Genomic DNA, 22,042 nt, shown 5'->3' on the forward strand with positions numbered 1-22,042 from the left:
TTAAAAGCTATATTGTTACGTTTATTTAAAGGTAGAAATAGAGATTACCGCTAACGATAACGAACCTAATATCACAGAAAACCACTGGGCAGCGTTTGAAGTATTTCTTACCTTTCTATCATTAGGCTGAACATAAACGATATCATTAGGTCTTAAGTAGTAATTCGGTGAAGTGAACAATTCATCTGAAGTTAAATCAATTCTTTTGGTACTCTTAACTCCATCTTCTTCACTGATCAACAGCACATTATTACGCTGCGCATAAACGGTCATGTCACCGGCCATACCCAAAGCTTCTAATAAAGTTACTTTCTCATTAGGGATCGTAAATACCGCAGGCTGATTTACCTCGCCCAATACAGAGACCTTAAAGTTCATAAAACGGATATCTACAATAGGCTCCATTAATAATCTTTTCGAAATCAACTCGCCTCTAATGTATTCTCTAAGCTCTTTTTTGGTCAACCCAGAAACATCTATTTTACCTAAAACCGGAAAGCGAATGAAACCATCTTGATCGATTAAATAACCCGTAGGCTGTGCTCCTCCAGATTTATTGGCAAGATTGAACATCTCTGTTACCTCAGCATTTAAACTGGTTATATTTATGCTTAACAGATCGTTCTTCTGTAATATCGGTTCTAACGGTTCAAAATAAGTAGCGAATGAATTGTTTCCTACTTCATTGAAGTAAGATGATTTTTTAGCGCTACCACATGATGTCATTTGAAATGCAACTACCAGAAGCAAAGAAAATTTTAGCAGATTGGCTTTTGTTTTTTTTAGGTTGATTTGGGAAAATTCAGCTTTCATAAAATAAATAGTTTGGTAACTTTATAGTTAACGTACATAGTGAATTTCAAAATTACTTCAATCAGAAAACTGTTTCATAGTAATTCCGACATCCTAGTTTATATAATCGTCGTAAGTAAGAAAAACGGTGATTATAGTGCTAACCTTGTCTAGATTAAAACATATACGAAAACACTTTAACGGCCACACAAGGCATTCACCGCAATTAGCAGAAAGATTTAAAGTTATTACGTGACCCAAAATCTGAAATCAATTTCGTATTGAGATTTGTTAACGTAATTACGCTATCGGATATTATATTTTGGGTAGCTACATTGCATATATACCGGGGATTGAGAGGTATTTCCTTCAAAAAATAACATTGATTACCAATTGTTGCCTGATGGTTATTTATTTCAAATGAATTCAATGGTATATGCAAACCAGAACCATTTGCCTTTACAATGGCCTCTTTTTGAGTCCAAAATCTATAGAACTGCTCTAGCACATTTGAGGAGTTTATGATTGCTTCGTATTCTGACCGAGAGAATTGTTCTTTAAAATCTTGAATATTGATATCACTGATTTTCTCCACATCAACACCTATATCACCCACCGATGTAATTGCGCAAACAATTACATCATTGGAGTGTGAAATGTTGAATTGAATAGACGAATTTTCTAAAAAGGGCTTTTTGTCCTTTGAGAAACTCATCTTGAGGTTATTAATATCTACTTGATACAAATTCTGTAATCCGTAAGCTAATAGCAACCTACCAAGTATAGTAGATTTTGCATCTTGCCAACGTTTATATTTAGAGAACTTGTTTACAAACTCCGCTGAGAAACGATACTTTGCCTCAGCAAAAAAATCATCGTTGCCTTCATCTGTTAAATAAGTAAACAATACATGTGTCATCTAAATAATCATATCTATTTTTTAAATTTCAATTTTCAAATAACCGCTCTCTTGGCTTGCATCTGCAACGTACCAAGCTGGTTGGCCTTTTTCATCTCTACCTAAACGTGCTCCAGGTACCGGAGGCGTATTTAATTTATCAAAAGATGATTGCGAACTAGCAACATGATTACCATTTAAACCTTCCTTGGTAAGGATTCCTACAGCCACCAATTCATCTATTGAAGACAATAAGGTTTTCATCAAGAAATCAACATCATCACTAGTATAAGCAGTGGTCAAGAAACAAGGGAAACCATCCCAAATATGAATACCTTTTTCACGCATACTAACGAATAGTAATTCTGAATACGGAATGTCTTTCTTGAATTTCAATCTCCATAGAGAGCCAAAATAAGTGATTTCTATTGGGAGTCCGTCTTTTGTAAAAGTAGCATTCAAGCTTTTAGCCATGCGCTCTGTCATAGCAGATACATTCGCTTGTAAACTTGGACCTTGTTCTTTCATATGAAGTAAGGCTGCCTTTGATGAAGCCAAAGCCAAAGGATGACGAACAAAAGTACCTGCAAAATAGGTTACACCTACTTCTGGATACGAATCATCTCCATATTCCCAGAATCCGCCATCAAGGGCATCCATGTATTCTTTTTTACCTACAATGGCACCAATGGAAACTCCGCCGCCCATAACTTTACCATAGGTAGCTAAATCTGCCTTGACATCAAATAATGCCTGAGCACCACCTGGGTGCATTCTAAAACCGGTAATCACCTCATCGAAAATAAAAGCGATCTCTTCTTTAGTAGTTAGTTCTCTTACATTCTTTATAAATTCAATAGGCTGAAACTCTGGTCTACGACTTTGAACAGGTTCTATAAGCACACCAGCAATTTCATGAGCTCTATCCTTTATTATTTGTAAACTTTCTTCTGTACCATAATCAAGTATCAACATATTCTGTACAGCTTCCGGCATAATACCCGCAGCAGCCGGAAACGTTTTTTTCTTTTGGGAACCTCTTACAATACCCTCATCGTTAATACCATGGTAAGCACCCGTAAATGCAACTATAAGCGAACGCCCGGTAACTGTACGTGCAATTCTCATAGCTCCAAGAACCGCTTCTGACCCCGTATTACACAAAGCAGCTCTATCATGACCTGTAAATTCGCATAAAAGGTCACAAACCTCACCTGCCAATGGGTGTTGTGGGCCTACCTCATAACCAAGATCTACTTGTTTATGCATAGCCTCTTTGATAAAATCTGGTTGATAACCAAAGAAACAAGAACCAAATCCATTTAAGGCGTCTATATATTCATTACCATCTATATCCCATAAACGGTTACCTGAAGATTTGCCAATTACAACTGGATATACTAATTCTTTAGTCAATGGTTTAAACCCAGATACTACCCTAGGATCTGCCATTTTAGCTCTATTGTCTTGAGCGTAGTTTTTACTACCTATAGTTTTGGTATTATACTTTTTAGTAAGTTCTTTTAGGTATTGCGATTGCGCCTGATCTAATCCCGTTGATTGCTTTTCAATTCTTGGCGATGCACCAAAAGGTTTTTTATGTTCAAGCTTCTCTTTTTCTGAACGAGAATCTAAAGTAGTCGATTCATTTATCACTTTTGCCGAAGCAGGCTTTGGAACAGCAACTGGTTGAGGAGCTGGTGTTACCGCATTACCTTGCAACAACTGAAGTTGTCTACTTAATAAATTAAGCTGTTCACCTATTAAGCCGATAGCCGTTTGATTGGTAGCGGATGTATTATAATTCGCAGGAACAGCTTGTTGCACAGGATTGACCGCAGCAACTGGCTGAGGAACTGCTTCTGCAACCGGTTGTGGCGCCATAAACTCTGCCGGCAAATTCTTATCTAAGTAATTCGCTAGAAGTTCAGGCGTATTAATATCTTCATTTAGCTGTCTAAATGTAATCGGAATCTTAAATTCTTTTTTACATGTAATCGCCATTTGTGTTAGAATTAAAGAATCTAATCCTAATTCTAAAAAGCTACTGTCTTTGTCGGCAACTTCAAGCTCAATTCCGTATGAATTTGAAATTAGCTCTGAAATTTTATTTAAAATAGAGACGTTTCTCATTGGTGCGGCACTTTTTGGTTTTTCTATTATTCTAGTTATTGGCTGATCGACATTCAAATAGGTTCTTTCTTTTGGGATAGAAACCAGTGGATCGATCCAGCATGGTTTACGGTCAAAAACATAAGTTGGTAATCTCAGTTTTTGCCTTTCTTGGTTTGTGTACAAAGCTTTCCAATCTATGGTAAGACCAGTTAGCCACAATTGACCTAAAGCTTTTAATACCCCGTGATAAGAATTCTCATCGTTTTTAGGGATAGGTAATGAAGCTAAAGACTTTATATTTTTTGCGCCCTTATTCTGGCGACTTAAAGTGGTAAGCGTATTACCCGGACCCACTTCTAACAATACAACGTCTTCTAACTTTACTATGGTATCCATAGCATCTGAAAATAGTACGGTATCTCGTAAATGGTTTGTCCAATATACAGGATCAACAGCTTCTTCATTCGTAAGCCAGGTACCTGTAACGGTAGATATTATTGGTAATTCAGGTATGTATAAATTGATATTCTTGACCACATCACCAAATTCCTCTAAAATAGGATCCATCATAGCAGAATGAAAGGCATGACTGGTAGCAATTAAACGGTATGCTAAGCTTTGCTCTTTTAGAAGCTCACTGAATTTCGTTATCTCATCATCTTCACCAGATACGACGCATAGCTTTGCTGAGTTTACAGCTGCTATAGATAATCTCTTCGGAACAATTTTTTCTAAGGATTCTTGATCAATCCTCACAGTAAGCATACTCCCTTTTGGAAGTCCGCTTACCAATATACCTCTCATTGAAACCAATTTCAAGGCATCTTCTAAGCTGAAAACTCCGGCTAAATGAGCTCCTACAAATTCCCCAAGGCTATGACCGCATAATACAGTTGGCTGTATTCCCCAGCTCATCCATAATTGTGAAAGCGCATATTCTATGGTAAACAAAGCAGGTTGAGTATAACGCGTATCTCTTAACTTGTTTTGAGCATCTTCAGAATTCGCATCCTGAAAAATGATTTCCCTGATATCTACTTTTATAGTTTCTAACAGTAAATCGGCACAAACATCTACAGCTTCTCTGAAAGCGCTTTCCCCATCATATAAATCTTTACCCATATTTAGATACTGGGAACCTTGACCTGGAAGTAGAAATACGATTTCACTCGGAACGTTTTTTACAATTGATGACTGCATAGCATTTTTATCACCATCAACCAACAATGCAGAAGCGTCTTTTATATCACCCGCTAAAATAAATCTACGATTATTGAAATTAGCTTTTGTAGTACTTAGCGTATAAGCAACATCTGCCAAATTCAATTCTGGTTTAGCATCGATATGTTTTTTTAGTACGGTTCCGAATCCCGCTAAACTTGTTTCGGTTTTTGCCGAAATAGGTAGTAATTGCAAAGGTCGTTGAAACTTGGAAGTCTTTTCCTCCATTTCATATTCCTCTAAAACTACATGAACATTGGTACCACCAACACCAAAAGAACTTACACCCGCTCTTCGTGAACCTTCAACATTCCAATCTGTCAATTGGTTGTTGACGTAAAACGGACTATTCTCAAAATCAATTACAGGATTAGGATTTTCAAAACCTAAAGAAGGCGGTATTACTTTATGATTAAATGCTAAAATTGTTTTTATTACGCCGGCAACACCTGCAGCTGCTGTCATGTGCCCCATATTGCTCTTTACAGAACCTAGACCACAAAAATTCTTTTTTGATTGCTCACCAAAAGCGAGATTAAGACCATCTATTTCTATAGGATCCCCTAACGGAGTCGCTGTACCATGTGCTTCTACATAGCTAATGGTATCCGGTGAAATATTGGCATCGTCAATAGCACTTTTAATAGCATTTGCCTGACCTTCTGCACTTGGTGCCGTAAAGCTTCCTTTACCACCACCATCGTTGTTTATACCAACACCTTTTACTACGCCGTAAATAACATCTCCGTCATTTTTGGCTTCTTCTAAATCTTTTAAAACGATTACTCCGGCACCATCGCTAAAGACCGTTCCTCTTGCTTGAGAATCAAACGGCCTACAATGACCATCTGTACTTAGCATTGAACCCTCTTGATAAAGGTGTCCGCTATTTATAGGTGCGGTAATACTAGAACCACCCGCCAAGGCAACTTCACAATGACCATTACGTATAGACTCTACGGCTTCGGCAATTGCCAATAGTGATGTAGAACATGCCGAATGTACACTAACCGCGGGACCTTTTAAATTTAGTTGATACGCGGTTCTTGAAGCCACATAATCTTTCTCGTTCACCGTATCTAACTGCAGTTGCCCAATGCTTTCTACGACCTCACTATTTGGCAGTACATTCTTTTTATAATAGGTATTTGTACCTGTACCAGCATATACTCCTACCCTACCTGTATAATGTTCTGGTAAGTGACCAGATTCTTCAAGAGCTTCCCAAGCCAATTCTAAAAATAGACGTTGTTGGGGATCCATAGCTTCTGCCAATTTAGGCGTTAAGCCAAAGAAACGGGCATCGAACTTTTTTGCAGACGGCACAACGCCTCTTGCGGCAACATATAACGGGTCATTTCGTAAAGACGCTGGTATACTTTGATCCAATTCTTCCTTCGTAAAAAATGAAATGGTTTCTTTTCCATTTTTTAAAACATCCCAGAATTCATCTATGGTATTTACGCCAGGAAACCGACCTGCCATACCCACAATTGCAACATCGTTAGATCGATTATTGTTTTTCACTTTGCGTTTGCCAGAAAACAATGTTGTTTTCTTATCGCCTTCCATAAATTCTGAAAGCGTAGCGATAGTAGTATGTTGATATAATTTGGTTACCGGTATTCTTACTTTCAGCGTTTTCATGATAGCGTTGACTACTTTTTGCGCTACAATAGAAGTACCTCCCATTTCAAAGAAGTTATCATCTAAACCAATACCCGATACCTTTAGTTCTTTTTCCCAAATACTGGCAAGACCTTTTTCAATCTTGGTACGTGGCTTTCTAAATATGACGTCTGAAGTTGATCTAACGTAACTTGGTTCCGGTAATTTATCTTTATCTATTTTACCGTTGGAGTTTGTTGGAAACTCATCTACCCACATAAAAAATGTAGGTACCATAAACTCTGGTAGTTTTACTACAAGTTCTTTTCTTATACTACTTATTTCAGGTTTTTCACCTTCAGGCAAAAGATAGGCAACCAATCTGGCTTCACCTTCTTCATTTGTATTTGGCAAGACCACAGTGCGTTTTATACCCACAATAGCATCAATAGAAGATTCAATTTCCCCTAATTCAACTCTGTGCCCACGAATTTTAACTTGGTGATCTATTCTACCAATATATTCTAAAGTTCCGTCTGCAAGTCTTCTTACCAAATCACCTGAACGGTACATTTTTTCTCCCTGTTCAAAAGGATTATCTATAAACTTCTGATCGGTCAGTTCTGGTCTATTCAAATAACCCCTTGCCAAACCATGACCAGAAATACATAATTCACCAATAACACCAATTGGTTGTAATTGATTATTGGTATTTACCACATGAGAGGATAAGGTTGATATACAATTACCAATATTAGAAACATTTGTTCTAATATCTTCATCATCAATAATATTAAAGGTGGTAAAAATGGTCGTTTCTGTAATACCGTACCCATTTACAAATTTAATATTCGGAAACTTACGATACCACTTTTCTAGATACTTAGGAAATAAAGCTTCTCCACCAAAAATGACATAGCGTAAATTTAAATCGATATCACCTGTAGGCAAACTACCCATAATATTTAAAAAAGAAGAAGGCGTTTGGTTTAAAATCGTCACCTTTTCCTTAATTACCAAAGACATGAATTCGTAAGGGTCTTTAATCACCTCTTTTGAAGGAATGACTAATTTACCCCCAAACAATAATGCCCCATACATTTCCCAAACCGAGAAATCAAAACAATAGGAATGGAACATGGTCCAAACATCGGTTTCATTGAAATCATAGAACGGTTCATCGTTTACAAATAGACTAACAATATTTCTATGTTCTAATTGTACGCCTTTAGGCTTACCAGTGGTACCAGAAGTGTAAATAATATAAATTAAATCGTCTGGTGTTAATTTATTGTTCTTAATATCTTCAGTAGCATATTCATCAACCGTATTTTTAAAATCTTCAATTGCCGCAACATCAACCGTAAAATCGCAATTACTATCTTCCTTTATGTAATCGATACGCTCAACAGGGTAATTAGGATCAACAGGCACATAAACTGCCCCAGCCTTCATAATACCCAACATACTTATAATCAACCATTCGCTACGTTCTAGTATTAAACAAGCAAAATCACCTTTGGAGGCACCATGTTTTTTTATAAGATAGTCGGCAAATTGATTCGATAGCCTATGAAGCTCATCATATGTAAAACTAGCACCTTCATAAACTACGGCAACATTATTGGGCGTCTTTTCCGCTTGCTCCTGTAATAAATCAACAACGGTTTTTTCGTTCGGATAATTTACATTCGGTGAATTAAAATTATTCAATAACTTAAAACGCTCTTCATCTAGAAGTACATCTATATTACCTATAGAAACCGTTGGCTGTTCAATTAAACGTGACACTAAATTTTTAAAGTGCCCCATAAACTGTATAATGAAATCTTTTTCAAAAACAGCTTCATTAAAAATAACATCAAATGTGATGCTTTCGGCGTCGACATTCAATACTAACTTGATATTCGAGAAAGATTCTACTGTACCTAAAGATTCAATACCAAAGGCATTATCATTTTCATTTGAAGTCCTTTCTTGATTGTTTAACAAATTTATAGATACAACAAAATCTAGAAGTGCATTTTCACCGTTCTCCTTTACAAGATTAAAATCTTTAATAAATTTATCGGTAGGGTACGAATTTGATTTATTTAATTCTAGAATGTGTTTTGTTTTGTTTTCTAAAGTTTTGAAATCTACCTCAGCATCAATATTATTTCTAAAGAGAGATAAATTTTTAGCTGCCACATCATTGATGGTTAAACCAAATGCAATATCCAATTGATTTGTATACCGCTGTAGAAGAACACTAACCACTGATATTAAAAAAGACGCTATATCATTTTCAGCGGAATAAATCTTTACCTTGTTAACAACATCTGCAGAAAATTGAGTACGCATTAACAAGCCTTTATTTACTTCTTGCCTAACAGTTCGTTTTCTACTTGGCAGATCTAATAATTTAATATCATCCAATAAAATATTCCTCCAATATTCTGTAGTAGAATCTTTTATTAAATTTTCTTTATTGGCTTTCATTCTAAAGTAATAATTAGGTATAGATTATTGGGGGCTTTAATATATATCTGCTTATGAAAATGGTCTAATAGATGAATCTTTTAAATAGATAAGCATTTTAATTCAACATTATCTCGTAAATATTCCTTCCAATTTTGTTTAAACATATAATGAGGTAAAATTACTTAATATGATGAACATTCTCATTTAAAACGGTAATAAACACAGTGTAATCTTCAGAAACACTAACATGTAAACCACTGATTAATAATTGATTACAACCAATAATATATAAGCAACCTTTTTTTACAGTAAAAAAATTTCATCGAGAAATAAATGACGTTCTTCGAATCTGAAATTAAAATTAGTAACAAAAGCATAAATCTATAGTTCATTTACATATTTCTTCGTTCATTGGCCGAAGAAAATGTTGTTTTAAAAGGTAAGTTTTAAAAAAAGCAACGACTTAATGATTAATATTGTAAAAGGATTGGTCAACTAAAAGCTAAAATGAAAAATAAAATCGTAATTTTTATTGGTAATATCCTACTATATTTATTACCTAAAAAAGCTGAAAAATTTGCAAAAAATGGTATGACCATAACCAATAAAAAATCTATCAGTTTTACCGAGCTTTTTATGCGCAAAGCACTACTAAAAAGAGCGGAAAAAGAACAAGATTACAATTTGCTTTCAGAATTTCATGAAGCCTATTGGAAGCGCCAAGGTGACACCTATTTTTCTGAAACAGACGATTCTTTTGAAAAATCTTTCTTACCTGAATGTACTTTTTTATTCGATTTATTGGATTTAAAACTTTCTACGGAAAAACATAATTTCAATACCATTGTAGAGATAGGATGTGGCAATGGAAAAGTATTGAACTATTTAAGTACAAAGTTTCCTAATATTGAAAGGTTGGTTGGAATAGACTTAAGCCAAAAACAGGTAGAATTGAATAGACATACTTATGCAAAGAATGAAAAACTTGAATTTGTAGCTTCCGATGCTTTTGATTGGACGAAGAACAATGCCACCGAAGATATGATTTTCGTAACCTCTAGAGGTGTTTTAGAATACTTTACAGAACCTAAACTTCAAGAGTTTTTACATCAATTAAATGCTTTGGGCAATACCACCTTTGTTGCTATTGAACCTAATGGCATTCACCATAACTTAAAGACCAATACAGCATCTGAACCTTATGGATATGAACGCTCATTTTCACACAATTATGAATTCTTGTTCAAAACAGCTGGTTTTCATTTGTGGCATAATACCACGAAAAAAAGTGGCTCAGATTTTTACTTGAGATATATGGCAGCAGACAATTACATTAATACAGAAGAAACGACCATACCTACCGTGCAATCTGCCGTAAATTAATTTTATATCCTAATCGTTATGATCAAGCACTTTTTGAAGTGAACTAGCCAAAACTTGGTCATTTGGTGCCCTAAACATACTCAGGTGGTCTCCTGCTACATAATGTAGTTCAATTCCCTTTTCCGCAAAAGATTTCCAACCCAAATGTACGCTATCATGCGTATAATCAATAACGTCTTCAATTCTAAACAAATCGACTTTAATGGGCAATGGTTTTAAATGATAGCTATCTACAACCTTATTATGCGTAACAATTCGGTTTTCATACTCCCAATCATATTCTGTTTTTGCTTCTGCTGTTTTATCTTTCTTAAATCTTAAGTACAATTTCTTCAAATTAGCTTTGGTAACTCCAATTCTATATTTAAATCCTTCTACGCTAGACAATTGTCTTAGAACATGTAAAGTCTTATTGGCTAAATAATTACCATAAGCCAACTTTTTACCCAACGTAGTACTTTTACCATAATGGGCGTATGCATAGGTGTCTAAAAGTGCTAGAGCAGAAATCTCTTCTCCGTTTGCCATTAATTGTTTTGCCATTTCATAGGCGATAATACCTCCAGAAGAATAACCCGCCAATTTATATGGCCCTTTTGGCTGGGTGGCCAAAAGTGCTTCGTTATAATGCGCCGCTATCTCTTCTACAGAAGTCAATAAATCTTCTTTACCATCTAAACCTTTAGCCTGAAAAGCATAAATAGGCTGACCAGGATCCATATGATCTTTTAAGGTTTTAAAAGAAAGTATATTCAACCCTGCACCGTGAACTATGAATAATGGTGTTCTAGAACCGTTAGGTTGAATTGGCACTAATGAATCCCAGGTTACGGTATGCTCCTCAATTTTCAATAAGCTTGCCAGGTTTTTAACCGTTGAATATTCAAATAAGGAAGATAATGGTAATCTTTGACCAGACTTCTCTTCTAGCCTTGTCATTACTTTGGCCGCAATCAACGAATGCCCACCTAACTCAAAGAAATCATCATTTAAATTGATAGTATCTAAAAACAAACATTCTTTCCAAACATCTGCAACTAGTTTTTCAGCTTTCGTGAACAGTTGAATAGCCTCAACTTTATTCGTAACCAAATTGGTGTTTTCTGGCAGACTTTTTCTATCTAATTTACCATTTAAGGTAACTGGTAATTCATCTATTTTAATATAATCATGAGGCAACATAAAAATCGGTAATTCTGTCGCTAATTGATTTTTCCAAAGCGTAACATCATGATCCCAATCTTGACCTTCATAAACTACATATGCCTTTAACCCGTTGTTTCTAACATCAGTGGCAGCTGATTGAATTCCTTTTAATTTATTTAAAGAATACTCAATTTCACCCAATTCAATTCTATGTCCGCGAATTTTTACTTGACCATCTTTACGGCCTAAACATTCAATTTGACCATTAGGTAAAAGTTTACCTATATCTCCAGACAAATACATCTTGGAACTAGCCCCGGTCTGGAATGTATTATTTACAAAACGTTCATTGGTCAATGCTAGCTGACCCAAATATCCGTTTGTTACTCCGTCACCACCAATAGCTATTTCACCAACCTCACCTTTTCTTACAGGATTACCTTTAGTATCTAGAATATAGATATCAGTATTAGCCACAGGCTTACCTATAGTAATTGGATTATCTTGTACCGAAATTTTTGTGAGTATACAACAAACAGTGGTTTCTGTAGGTCCATAAATATTCCATACTTCATCACACTTTTCAAGTAGTTTTAATGAAAGTGCTTTAGTAACCGGTTCGCCACCAATAAGTGCTTTAATATGCAATGGTTTTTTCCAACCAGAATCTAATAAAATTTGCCAAATAGTTGGTGTTCCCCAAATTACGGTAATCTCATCTTCAATGGCTTTTTGTAATAAAAGATGGCCATCTTTTCTTGTTTCCTCGTCTACTAAAACCACACTGGCACCATGAACCAATGGCAAGAAAATTTCCATCACCATGGCATCAAAAGAGATAGTGGTGGTGGCAAATATTTTATCGTTTGGTGTAATACCGGGTTCATTACCCATGGAATATAGAAGATTGATCACATTATTATGCGTAACCTGCACTCCCTTTGGCTTTCCTGTTGATCCAGAAGTATATATAATGTAAGCTCCTGCATCAGAAGATACATTGATATCAATTATAGTTTCACTGGTTTCATTTACTTTGACTCGTATATCTTCAATGAAAATCGTTTGTGCTCCATGTTCTAACCCTTGTTTGGACCTATCACAAATAAAGAAAGTAGATTCAGCATCTGAAATCATTAATAAAGTACGATTATCAGGATAGCCGGTATCTATTGGTACATATCTAGCTCCACATTGAAGAATTGCAAATAGTGTTGCAATTAAATCAGGTGATCTTTCTAGTGAAATAGCAACTGTATCTCCTGGTCTTATACCTTTATCCCATAAGTAAACCGCAGTACTATTAATTTTACGTTGTAGCGCTGCATAGGTTAACTTCTCATTTTTAAACTCTAAAGCAATTGCAGTTGGCGTACTTGTAGCCTGTTCATACAACAACTCATGAAGTGTAGTTTTCGTATATTCAAAGACAGCACCCTTTACAATACTTTCTTTATTAGTCAGGTCTAGTATTTCAGACAACTTAACATTGGGGCGCTCAATTAATTTACTTAAAATAGCAGTGAAAGTTACGCCCATTTCAAGAATCGTACTTTCTTTGAACAAGTCGGTATTGTAAGACCATTCAAGCACTATATTATCTTTTGAACCTGTAGCATTCAAGAATAGCTCAAATGTTTCATGTTCACGTTCATTACTATGATATTGGTAAGATAGTCCTTCAAAAGTAACACCATCGTCCAAATCCATATCCACATTAAAAACTACAGGCACTAAAGGTACTCTACCAGGTATTCTTGAAATATTAAGCTTCTTTAATAAACTACCAAATGACAGTTCTTGATTCTCGAATGCATCAAAATTGGCTGATTTTCTTTTCTTCAAATAATCTATAAAACTATCATTACCATCAAAATCACTTTTCATTGGAAGTAGTTTCACGCAATGCCCAACTAAATGCTTAGCACCCATAGATGATTGCCCTGCAACCGGTAAGCCAAGTACAATACTATCCTTGTGTGTAGTTTTATAAAGCAATAACTCAAAAGCCGCCATTAGTGTAAGTACCAAGCTAGTATTTCCTTTTATACCGGTTTGCTTTATATCTTTTACTAGATTTTTATCTAACAATTGATTAATTCGAGCACCGTTATAGGTTCTTTTGGTTATTTGTTTGAAATCTGTAGGAAGATTAGTTTTCGGAATATCGTTCTGAAAGACCTTCAACCAGTATTTTTCCGTTTGATCGTATTCGGGACTTACCTTTATTTCATTTTGATGTGCAACATATTCAGTATACGGTACAGCATCAGGAAGGTTATGAGGTATATTTTTAACCTTTGCAGAATACAATGCTCCCAATTCTTGCATAATGATACCTAAAGACCAACCGTCACAAACAATATGATGCGTGGTCATTATCAACTGATATTTAAATTCTTCTATTCTAAGAACCGTGAATCGTATTAATGGTTCTTTAGTTAGATCAAACGCTCTACCAGTATCATTTTTTGTAAATTCTTTTATTGCAGCTTCTTTATCTTGAGCAGACAAACCAGCATAATCCTGTAAATCAATATTGGTGATAATGGAAGAAAAGACATTAATGAATTTTCCATCAGGACTAAATACAGAGCGTAAAGACTCATGCCTACTAATAAGCATGTCAACAGACCATTGTAATGCGGTAATATCCAAATTACCTTCAAACTCAATGGTTAATGAGAGGTTATATGCTTTATTTGCGTCGTCACCACCAAAATAACAAGAATACCAAATCTCTTCTTGCGCATCTGTAGTGTGCAAAATATGTTTTATCTCTGGACCTTCAAAAGGGTTAAAATGTGTCAGTACTTCCAAGATTGTTTAATAATATAGGTGTTGCAATTCAAAATTTAGGGAAACCAACAGGCACAAAGGTCTTATAATTTACAGTTACTTTCGTCCTTTTAATCAGGTATTTACTATTTCAGTAAAATAAACAAAAGCTCTAGAGCTTATTAAATTAATAGCATTATGGCTGTGATTACTATTCACAATTATAACATTGTGCGATAAATATATCATTAATCTATAGATTAGAAATTTAGTTTCGCTGATGTGTATTGAATACTAGATGTGTGTTTAATTTAGAAGAACAAACTGAAATTTGATTACGATTATTAAAATTATGTACACTCAATAATATATTAAAAGTCGATAGCACTATAAGAGACTACATTGAGTTTTAAAAGGCAAAAAGTGCGACAATGAATTTTAAAATTCATTGTCGCACTTTCTTATTAGTACCAATTAAGCACTAACTACTTAAAACAGAAAATACTTTCATAAAGAAAACATTCCCTTCTTTTAATAGCCTAAACTTTCAACAACCTTTCAGTCATAATTTTAGCATACAAAATTTGATTTTGCTCAATGGAATTGAATGCATCTTGAACTTTTGCACTCTTAGATCTTTCACGAACCAATACGTTATCGGTCTCGATACTTTTTGCACTTTTCTTTAAGCTAAAATATGGCTTAAGGTGCATATAGCAATTTTCTAGAGAAACCAACTTTTTCCTCTGATAAGAAGATGTTAGTCTCCCGCTTAAAATGTTAGATATCATCGTATGGTGGTTTAAGTTGATAAAATAACGGGGAAAAACAATAAAAATTTTAAATCAAAACTAAAATCTATTTCTAATGTACTAAAAACGGATATTAAATTTTGATGAAATAAACTTAAGCTAAATATTAATAGCCGCACTACATTTGTATGAAATTTACTAAAATTTAACATTTTTTATTGCAATTTCACAAATATTAAAAGATTTTAAATATCTTTTGATACACTGTTATTAGCAGGGGTTAACAAATAGACCACTACACTAAAAATGTATTATTATGAGTGTAAAATAATTAAAAGATGAAATTCGACACTTAAAAAGAAGTCAAGTAAGACAAAGACTACACAAGAATAAGTGTCTACTAACATTAAATAAACGTATTACTTTTAATTTACTAAAGAACAGTACCTTATAAGTATTACTGTAGTCAAACAGCCCCTTAGTTCTATATATATAATTGAGTATACTTTCCATGTTCACACATTACTATTCTCAATAGTTCACGAATACACAGTTTAACGAATAAATCAATAGTTGGCCTAAGGTTTGATTTTTTTCAATGGAAATACTCAAATAATACTCTAAATTTGCCCAACAACCATTAACCACAGTTAGTAATATCATTGATATTTAAGTATTATCAATTGAAGCTGACATATTAATACTTACATTGTTATGATTAAGGTAGTGGTCATATATTTTTTCGATTAAAACCTAGTAATAATAACTTTAAAAAAAATGATTCCCCGTAATCACCCTACCTTCTTAAGTTTATTAATAACATCACATAATATTCTTTTCTTAAAAATATGGGTGACGGAAACATTTATTATCAACAGATATTATACAGTAAAGCTATCTAAAGTTTTTCAATAAAATTTTAGATGATTATTAAACAATAAAACATTATAAATCCATTTTACAATAGTATGAAAGTAGCATTAATCACTGGAGTCACAGGTCAAGACGGCGCTTATTTAAGCGAATTTTTATTAAAAAAAGGATATCAAGTACATGGTCTTAAAAGAAGAGCATCTTTATTTAATACTGATAGAATTGATCATCTTTATCAAGATCCACATATTGAGAATAGAAATTTTGTACTTCATTATGGTGATATGACAGACAGTACTAATCTTATTAGATTAATACAAGAAATTCAACCAGATGAGATTTATAATTTAGCGGCAATGAGCCATGTTCACGTATCTTTTGAAGTTCCTGAATATACGGGTAATGCCGATGGTTTAGGTACACTTAGAATTTTAGATGCGGTTCGTTTATTAGGTCTTGAGAAAAAGACCCGAATTTATCAAGCATCTACTTCAGAATTATATGGTAAAGTACAAGAGGTACCGCAATCAGAGACTACGCCTTTCTACCCACGTAGCCCATATGCAGTAGCAAAAATGTATGCTTTCTGGATCACGGTCAACTATAGAGAAGCCTATGATATGTTTGCTTGTAACGGTATTTTATTTAACCATGAATCTCCTATTAGGGGAGAAACTTTTGTAACCAGAAAAATTACAAGAGCAGCAGCAAGAATTGGTTTAGGTTTACAAGATAAAATATACTTGGGTAATTTAGATGCACAACGAGATTGGGGTCATGCAAAAGATTATGTTCGTATGATGTGGATGATTCTTCAGGCTGATGAGGCAGAAGACTGGGTTATTGCAACTGGTAAAACTACCCCGGTACGTGAATTCGTAAGAATGGCATTCGCTGAAATGGGCATTGAATTAGAATTCAAAGGTGAAGGTGTAGATGAAAAAGGATATGTAAAATCATGTTCTAACCCAGATATACAGGTAGAAATCGGTAAAGAAGTTCTTGCGGTAGATCCTAAATATTTTAGACCAACAGAAGTTGAGCTATTAATTGGTGATGCCACAAAAGCTAATACAAAATTAGGCTGGATTCCTGAATATGACTTACAAGGATTGGTAAAAGACATGATGACTCATGATTTAAAATTAATGCAAAAGGATCAATATCTTAAAAAAGGTGGTTATGTGACCTTTAATTATTTTGAATAACAAACTTTACAATTTGCTAATAGTAGGTAAATAACATCCAATGTTAAATAAAGAAGCTAAAATATATATAGCGGGTCACAGAGGTCTTGTTGGTAGCGCCATAGTCAAAAACCTTGAAAGTAGAGGGTATTCGAATTTAGTTTACCGAACGCACAAGGAGCTAGACTTGACTAATGCCAACAAGGTTGCTGAGTTCTTTCAAAATGAAAAACCATCTTATGTTATTCTTGCTGCTGCCAAAGTTGGCGGTATTGTTGCGAATAACACATATAGGGCAGATTTCATTTATGAGAATCTAATGATTCAAAATAATGTCATACATCAAAGTTATCTGCATGGTGTGCAAAAAATGCTGTTTTTAGGTAGTACCTGTATTTATCCTAAAAATTGTCCGCAACCGATGAAAGAAGATTACTTGTTGACCGATGTTTTGGAATATACGAATGAACCTTATGCCATTGCTAAAATAGCAGGTATAAAAATGTGCGAGAGTTACAATTTACAGTATGGCACAAACTTTATTTCTGTGATGCCTACCAATCTGTATGGGCCTAATGATAATTTCGATTTAGAAAAGTCGCATGTTCTACCGGCATTAATTAGAAAAATGCACCTAGGCAAGGCTTTAGAAAATAATGATTGGACTACAATTGCTGAAGATTTAAATGCATTGCCTATTGAAGGAGTAAACGGAAATTCATCTGAAAAAGAAATACTTACCATTTTAGAAAAGTATGGTATAAAAAGAAAAGATGATACCATTTACCTAGAAATATGGGGTTCAGGTAAACCAATGCGCGAATTTCTTTGGAGCGAAGACATGGCAGATGCCTGTGTTTTCTTAATGGAGCAACGCGATTTTAAAGATTGTTATTCACAAGACACCAAAGAAGTACGTAATACACATATTAATATAGGTACTGGTGTAGATATTACCATAAAAGATTTAGCTGAACTCATACAGCAGAAAATCAATTTTAAAGGTGAATTATATTTTAATACAGAAAAACCAGATGGCACTTTAAAGAAATTAACAGATCCCTCAAAATTACATGACCTTGGATGGAAACATACCGTTTCATTATCACAAGGAATAGAACGAGTGTATTCTTGGTATACCGCTAAGAATTGATTGTTTATTTACCTACAGATTTCTATCAAATTTAAATTTAAAGTTGACCGACAGTCATAAAAAGCTATCGGTCAACATTAATAACCTATCATTAGCTCTTTAATCAACCATTACTAAAAGCTTAAATGAAGAAATCGAATTTTATTATACCATTATCATTTGTCGCACATATACTGTTAATTAATATAACACTATATGCACACATACCAGATACCTATTTTAATGGCTATAGCATATTTTATTACAATTTTACGTGGCTTATAACTACGTATAGTTTAAACTTCTACCCTACGGCCAGAAGAGATGGTTTTATGACCAATCTAAAAACTTTCGTTGTACTATTTGTTATCTATGGTTTGGTATATTTCACCTCCTTTGTGTTTTTAGGCATGAATTCGTATACCCCTTTATATCTTTCATTGGTGTATATGCAAATTTGTTTCCTATTAACCTTATTCAGGGTATTATTCTATTGGGCAAAAAAATTATACAGAACAAAAGGATTCAACAGTACAAGAGTTGTAGTAATAGGAAAAGATAAAAATCTTCAAAAGCTAAGGCGTATTTTTGATCATCCAGAGTATGGATATCGATATATGGGTTATTTTGATAATGTAAAATCTAACAACCCTACCTGTTTAGGAGATATAGAAAGCTCTTTTAATTACATCTTTGAAAATGATATTGAAGAAGTCTATTGTATGGCCTCAAAGTTATCTAAAGCAGAGATACAGTATCTAATGAAAATTGCCGATAATAGTCTTAAAAGAATAAAGATCATTCCAGATAATAAAGAATTGTTTTCCAGGGCAATGTCGTTGGAGTTATATGGAGCAGTTCCTATCTTAAATTTAAGAGCTTCTCCTTTAGATTTGGATTACTCTAATCTCATTAAACGAATTTTTGACATTCTTGTTTCAAGCTTTGCCATAGTATTTATTCTATCATGGTTAACGCCATTGGTATATATATTAATGAAGATCGATTCTAAGGGACCGTTATTTTTCAAGCAACAACGCCATGGCGTCAACAGAGAAATATTTTGGTGTTATAAGTTCAGGTCAATGACCAAAAGTGATACTAGCGACACCCAAATGGCTACTAAAAATGATGTACGAATTACAAAACTGGGTAAAATCTTAAGAAAGACCAGTATAGACGAGCTTCCACAATTTTTTAATGTATTAATGGGAGATATGAGCGTTGTTGGTCCAAGACCGCATATGGTGGTACATACTCAACAGTATGAAGGCTCTGTAGACAAGTATTTAGTCCGTCATTTTTTAAAACCAGGTATTACCGGTTTAGCACAGATACAAGGTTGTAGAGGCGAAATTGTAGAAAGAGCCGATATTGTAAATAGGGTTCGTTACGACATTTTTTACATGGAAAAATGGTCATTGGGCTTAGATGCCAAGATAGTATTTCTGACTATTTATAATGCTATAAAAGGGGAAACTAAAGCCTATTAGCAAAATTGAAAAATTACTTTTTAAACAATTTTTTAATTGCCTTAAAAAGTACCAATGCTAAAAACCCTATTACTAATCCGGCTAAGAATTCAACTATGATACTGGGTACGTCGGGTAATAAATGATGTAAGAAATCAATATTATGCACAAAAATACCCCCTGAGACCAATAATAAAGCAAGTGTGCCGATTACAGTTAGCGACTTTATAACTTTTGGTAATGCACCCACCAAAAAACGCCCAATCTTATCAGAGACACTGTTATCTTCCTCATTAAGGTTGATTAAACTTGTACCGAACTCATCCATACGAACTATTAACGCTACAATACCATAAACCCCTGCGGTCGCAATTAAAGCAACGACCGAGACCACTGCTATTTGCGTTACTAATGGTTCGTTTATAACCGTACCTAGAGCAATAATCACTATTTCAATAGACAATATAAAATCGGTTACAATAGCAGATTTCACTTTTGTTTTCTCTAATGCCAAAATTTCTTCTTTTGACATTGGCTCAGTATCAGCAGTTATATGTTCTTTTTCATGAGGTACAAAGAATTCATATATTTTTTCTGCACCTTCAAAAGCTAAATAAATACCACCGAGTATTAAAATTACCGTTACCGCCCAAGGCAAAAAAGCACTTAACAAAAAGGCTATAGGTAAAATGATAATTTTATTTAATAAAGAGCCTTTAGAAATTGCCCACAACACCGGTAATTCTCTTTTAGAGACAAACCCTGAAGCTTTTTCCGCATTTACGGCTAAATCGTCACCTAAAATACCAGCCGTTTTCTTAGTGGCTATTTTACTCATTGCTGCCACATCATCTAAAAGAGCAGCTACATCATCTAAAATTGCAAAAAAACCTGAAGCCATGTAATTCTAATTTTGATCAAAAATAAATTAACAGATTGATTTATTAGAATTCAATACGTAAAAAAGATAACCCATTTCTATTTTCTATAAACAGAAATTAGAAATGGGTTTATAAATCTTTTTTTGATATTGAGAGTAATTGTTATCTGGTAGAGAAGAGAATTCTTATATGGATAAAAAAAATCTAAAAATGATTATACACCAAAACAAATAAGTTATTATAATTATTTAATTTATCTGCTCCCAAATGAAACCATTACTTTGTAACCATAAGACATTAACTCCAGCAGGCACAAGTTGACGAGTAACACTATCTGAATCTAAATAACTTGCAACAATTATAAGCTCTACACTAGGTTTTTTTTTGATAATGTATATTCTACCAGGAGCTGTATTTGCCAAAGGCAAAAACAATCTACTACTTCCTGACCCATCAATAAGTATTGTATGATTAGTCTCATTAGCACCGAGATCTCTACCCGAAACAAAACTAACCTGAGTTGCAATTGAACCTCCAACACTTAATGTAGAATTTGGTACTGAAGTATTAACACCTAAATTATGATCAATATTATCCCAGAATAAATTGTTGTTATTTTCTGTAGGCGCACCGTCAGAACCAGCAAAAAAAATCGACCCAGTTTCACCTAATACTTCATTATTAGAATTCGATAAATTAATAATCGTTTCCCCGCCTTCTTCATTAGTATAAGTATAACTACCGTTTAAATTTTCGACTAAAGTTGACGTAGTTTCAGGAGCACCATTAAATATGATAGGGTTTTCACCTGTTTTAGTATAAGTAAAACTTCCATTACCGCTATCGACCAAGGAACTTTCATTATTAGGCAAAATTGTTTCTGTACCCTCTTCATTAGTAAAGGTGAAAGTTCCGTCCGTATTTTCTACAAGAGAAGTAACTGTCTCATTAAACTCATCTAAATTAGAGGAGTTGCACATACTAATCCAATTTAATCCATTAAAATAAAAAATACAGTTCTCGTCTGTATTGTAAATCATACCCCCTGTTAAAGGTGTAATCATCATCATTTCTTCACTAGTTGCTTTGGTAATCACTAAAACTTTATTGGTACTCTCCAATTCCAATAAAGAAGCATCGTCAATAATAGAAGGACTATCACCAATTTTAATCTGAGACCAGCAACTAGATATATAAAAACAAAAAAAAAGAAAGCTGAGGAAACTTTGCAAAACTTTAATAATCATTAACATAAAGGTTTTAATAACCTTCAAAACTAATCATTAATCAGATAATCATTAGTTTTTTTCGTTTATTAGCATTAAAATTGGGCTAGATAAA

General features: G+C 34.1%; 10 protein-coding genes. 4 read left to right on the forward strand and 6 right to left on the reverse strand.

Features of this window, described 5'->3' with window-relative positions:
• Window positions 1-21: 21 nt before the first annotated feature.
• From SJY30_RS11570 to SJY30_RS11580, 3 genes are all read right to left on the reverse strand, one after another.
• Entirely contained in the window at window positions 22-813 is a 792-nt protein-coding gene (locus tag SJY30_RS11570) for a polysaccharide biosynthesis/export family protein (RefSeq protein ID WP_396632332.1), read from the reverse strand.
• A 205-nt stretch (window positions 814-1,018) separates the two neighbouring features.
• Entirely contained in the window at window positions 1,019-1,711 is a 693-nt protein-coding gene (locus SJY30_RS11575) for a 4'-phosphopantetheinyl transferase family protein (protein WP_396632333.1), read from the reverse strand.
• 21 nt (window positions 1,712-1,732) lie between these two features.
• On the reverse strand, window positions 1,733-9,115 hold the full coding sequence (locus SJY30_RS11580; protein WP_396632334.1) for an amino acid adenylation domain-containing protein: 7,383 nt from the start codon (window positions 9,113-9,115) through the stop codon (window positions 1,733-1,735).
• A 489-nt stretch (window positions 9,116-9,604) separates the two neighbouring features.
• On the opposite strand from SJY30_RS11580, the gene SJY30_RS11585 reads away from it, so the two are divergent.
• On the forward strand, window positions 9,605-10,480 hold the full coding sequence (locus tag SJY30_RS11585) for a class I SAM-dependent methyltransferase (protein WP_396632335.1): 876 nt from the start codon (window positions 9,605-9,607) through the stop codon (window positions 10,478-10,480).
• A gap of 9 nt (window positions 10,481-10,489) precedes the next feature.
• Here the strand turns inward: SJY30_RS11585 and SJY30_RS11590 are convergent, their stop codons facing one another.
• A complete protein-coding gene (locus SJY30_RS11590; RefSeq protein ID WP_396632336.1) occupies window positions 10,490-14,446 on the reverse strand; it encodes an amino acid adenylation domain-containing protein in 3,957 nt (1,318 codons plus the stop codon).
• A gap of 1,678 nt (window positions 14,447-16,124) precedes the next feature.
• Between SJY30_RS11590 and gmd the strand changes: the two genes are divergently transcribed.
• The 3 genes from gmd to SJY30_RS11605 all read left to right on the forward strand — a co-directional run bounded on the left by gmd (window position 16,125) and on the right by SJY30_RS11605 (window position 19,841).
• Window positions 16,125-17,237, forward strand: coding sequence for a GDP-mannose 4,6-dehydratase (gmd, locus tag SJY30_RS11595; RefSeq protein WP_396632337.1), 1,113 nt, complete (start codon window positions 16,125-16,127; stop codon window positions 17,235-17,237).
• A gap of 40 nt (window positions 17,238-17,277) precedes the next feature.
• Window positions 17,278-18,369 (forward strand): GDP-L-fucose synthase family protein, encoded by a 1,092-nt coding sequence (locus SJY30_RS11600; RefSeq protein WP_396632338.1) that lies wholly within the window; start codon window positions 17,278-17,280, stop codon window positions 18,367-18,369.
• A gap of 125 nt (window positions 18,370-18,494) precedes the next feature.
• Entirely contained in the window at window positions 18,495-19,841 is a 1,347-nt protein-coding gene (locus SJY30_RS11605) for an undecaprenyl-phosphate glucose phosphotransferase (RefSeq protein ID WP_396632339.1), read from the forward strand.
• A gap of 13 nt (window positions 19,842-19,854) precedes the next feature.
• On the opposite strand, the gene SJY30_RS11610 is transcribed toward SJY30_RS11605, so the two are convergent.
• Window positions 19,855-20,721: a DUF808 domain-containing protein gene (locus tag SJY30_RS11610; protein ID WP_396632340.1), complete on the reverse strand. Its 867-nt coding sequence runs from the start codon at window positions 20,719-20,721 to the stop codon at window positions 19,855-19,857.
• Between the two features lie 228 nt (window positions 20,722-20,949).
• Entirely contained in the window at window positions 20,950-21,948 is a 999-nt protein-coding gene (locus SJY30_RS11615; RefSeq protein ID WP_396632341.1) for a hypothetical protein, read from the reverse strand.
• Window positions 21,949-22,042 lie beyond the last annotated feature (94 nt).

The organism is Maribacter sp. R86514 (assembly GCF_044597005.1).
Classification (GTDB): domain Bacteria; phylum Bacteroidota; class Bacteroidia; order Flavobacteriales; family Flavobacteriaceae; genus Maribacter.

What these genes read in the sequence shown, in the direction of transcription:
- SJY30_RS11570 (WP_396632332.1), bottom strand. Translation starts at nt 813, where the DNA reads ATGAAAGCTGAATTTTCCCAAATCAACCTAAAAAAAACAAAAGCCAAT.
- SJY30_RS11575 (WP_396632333.1), bottom strand. Translation starts at nt 1,711, where the DNA reads ATGACACATGTATTGTTTACTTATTTAACAGATGAAGGCAACGATGAT.
- SJY30_RS11580 (WP_396632334.1), bottom strand. Translation starts at nt 9,115, where the DNA reads ATGAAAGCCAATAAAGAAAATTTAATAAAAGATTCTACTACAGAATAT.
- SJY30_RS11585 (WP_396632335.1), top strand. Translation starts at nt 9,605, where the DNA reads ATGAAAAATAAAATCGTAATTTTTATTGGTAATATCCTACTATATTTA.
- gmd (WP_396632337.1), top strand. Translation starts at nt 16,125, where the DNA reads ATGAAAGTAGCATTAATCACTGGAGTCACAGGTCAAGACGGCGCTTAT.
- SJY30_RS11600 (WP_396632338.1), top strand. Translation starts at nt 17,278, where the DNA reads ATGTTAAATAAAGAAGCTAAAATATATATAGCGGGTCACAGAGGTCTT.
- SJY30_RS11605 (WP_396632339.1), top strand. Translation starts at nt 18,495, where the DNA reads ATGAAGAAATCGAATTTTATTATACCATTATCATTTGTCGCACATATA.
- SJY30_RS11610 (WP_396632340.1), bottom strand. Translation starts at nt 20,721, where the DNA reads ATGGCTTCAGGTTTTTTTGCAATTTTAGATGATGTAGCTGCTCTTTTA.
- SJY30_RS11615 (WP_396632341.1), bottom strand. Translation starts at nt 21,948, where the DNA reads ATGATTATTAAAGTTTTGCAAAGTTTCCTCAGCTTTCTTTTTTTTTGT.